General features: G+C 63.9%; 2 protein-coding genes. Both read right to left on the reverse strand.

The window, feature by feature from the left end:
- Positions 1-96 precede the first annotated feature (96 nt).
- A complete protein-coding gene (gene groL / locus CJP72_RS24930; protein WP_162383900.1) occupies positions 97-1,740 on the reverse strand; it encodes a chaperonin GroEL in 1,644 nt (547 codons plus the stop codon).
- Positions 1,741-1,793: 53 nt separating this feature from the next.
- Positions 1,794-2,081: a co-chaperone GroES gene (groES, locus tag CJP72_RS24935; protein WP_007405746.1), complete on the reverse strand. Its 288-nt coding sequence runs from the start codon at positions 2,079-2,081 to the stop codon at positions 1,794-1,796.
- Between the last annotated feature and the right edge of the window lie 53 nt (positions 2,082-2,134).

Below are 2,134 nucleotides of genomic sequence, written 5' to 3' on the forward strand. Positions count from 1 at the left end.
CGGGGATCGCTCCCCAGGCCCTTCGTGTTTGACTGTGCCGCAAGGACAAAGCCGGTCCGGTCCCCGGCGGGCAAGCCCGCCGGTTTCCGATCCGACTTAGAAGTCCATGCCACCCATGCCGCCCATGCCGCCGCCGGCGGGCATGGCGGGCGACTTGTCTTCCGGCAGCTCGGCCACGGTGGCTTCCGTGGTGATGAGCAGGCCGGCGACCGACGCCGCGTTCTGGAGCGCGGTGCGCACGACCTTGGTCGGGTCGATGACGCCAGCGGCAACCAGGTTCTCATAGGTGTCGGTCGACGCGTTGAAGCCGAACGAGGTGTCGGTCTGGTCGAGCAGCTTGCCCGACACGACCGCACCGTCATGGCCGGCGTTCTGAGCGATCTGGCGAACCAGCGCGGTCAGCGACTTGCGAACGATGTCGATGCCACGGGTCTGGTCGTCGTTGACGCCCTTGACGCCGTCGAGCGCCTTGGTCGCATACAGCAGCGCCGTACCACCACCGGGGACGATGCCTTCTTCGACGGCCGCGCGGGTCGCGTGCAGCGCGTCGTCGACGCGGTCCTTGCGCTCCTTCACCTCGACCTCGGTCGCACCACCGACCTTGATCACGGCGACGCCGCCGGCGAGCTTGGCCAGACGCTCCTGGAGCTTCTCGCGGTCGTAATCGCTGGTGGTGTTCTCGATCTGCGCACGGATCGCCTCGGTGCGGCCCTTGATCGCTTCGGCATCACCCGCGCCATCGACGATGGTGGTGTTGTCCTTGTCGATCGTGACGCGCTTGGCGGTGCCCAGCATACCGACGGTGACCGACTCGAGCTTGATGCCCAGGTCTTCCGAGATCAGCTCGCCCGCGGTCAGGATGGCGATGTCGTCCAGCATCGCCTTGCGACGATCGCCGAAGCCCGGTGCCTTGACCGCTGCGACCTTCAGGCCGCCGCGCAGCTTGTTGACGACCAGGGTCGCCAGCGCTTCGCCTTCGATGTCCTCGGCGATGATCAGGAGCGGACGGCCCGACTGGACGACGGCTTCCAGGATCGGGAGCATCGCCTGCAGGTTCGACAGCTTCTTCTCGTGGATCAGGATGTACGGGTCGTTCAGTTCGACCGTCATCTTTTCCGGGTTGGTGATGAAGTAGGGCGACAGGTAACCACGGTCGAACTGCATGCCCTCGACGACGTCGAGTTCAAACTCGAGACCCTTGGCCTCTTCGACGGTGATGACGCCTTCCTTGCCGACCTTTTCCATCGCCTCGGCGATCTTCTCGCCGACTTCACGGTCGCCATTGGCCGAGATGATGCCGACCTGCGCGACTTCGTTCGAGCCCGAAACGGGCTTCGAGCGGGCCTTGATGTCCTCGACGACCTTGGTGACGGCGATGTCGATGCCGCGCTTCAGGTCCATCGGGTTCATGCCGGCCGCAACCGACTTCATGCCCTCGCGGACGATCGCCTGGGCGAGAACGGTCGCGGTGGTGGTGCCGTCACCGGCGATGTCGTTGGTCTTCGACGCCACTTCGCGCACCATCTGCGCGCCCATGTTCTCGAACTTGTCCTTGAGTTCGATTTCCTTGGCGACCGAAACGCCGTCCTTGGTGATGCGGGGCGCACCGAACGACTTGTCGATCACGACGTTGCGGCCCTTCGGGCCCAGCGTGACCTTGACGGCATCGGCGAGGATGTCGACGCCCTTCATGATGCGCTCACGCGCGTCGCGCGAAAACTTGACTTCCTTGGCTGCCATGGTGGCTACCCTTTCAATCTGGAATGTTGGGAAACGGAAAGAGGATCAGTCGCTCAGCCGATGATGCCGAGGATGTCCGATTCCTTCATGATCAGCAGGTCTTCACCGTTGACCTTGACCTCGGTGCCCGACCACTTGCCGAACAGAATGCGGTCGCCCGCCTTCACGTCCAGCGGCGTGACCTTGCCGTCTTCGGCCTTCGCACCGGTGCCGGCGGCGACGACTTCACCTTCCTGCGGCTTTTCCTTGGCGGTATCCGGGATGATGATCCCACCGGCCGTCTTTTCCTCGGCCTCGACGCGACGGACGAGAACGCGGTCGTGCAACGGACGAAAGTTCATTGCCATGTCCCTTTATCTGGCATGTTACACTTTTCTGGCACTCGAGCCATGCG

Origin of the sequence: Citrobacter sp. NCU1, from assembly GCF_010231475.1 — a bacterium.
Taxonomy (GTDB): domain Bacteria; phylum Pseudomonadota; class Gammaproteobacteria; order Enterobacterales; family Enterobacteriaceae; genus Citrobacter_D.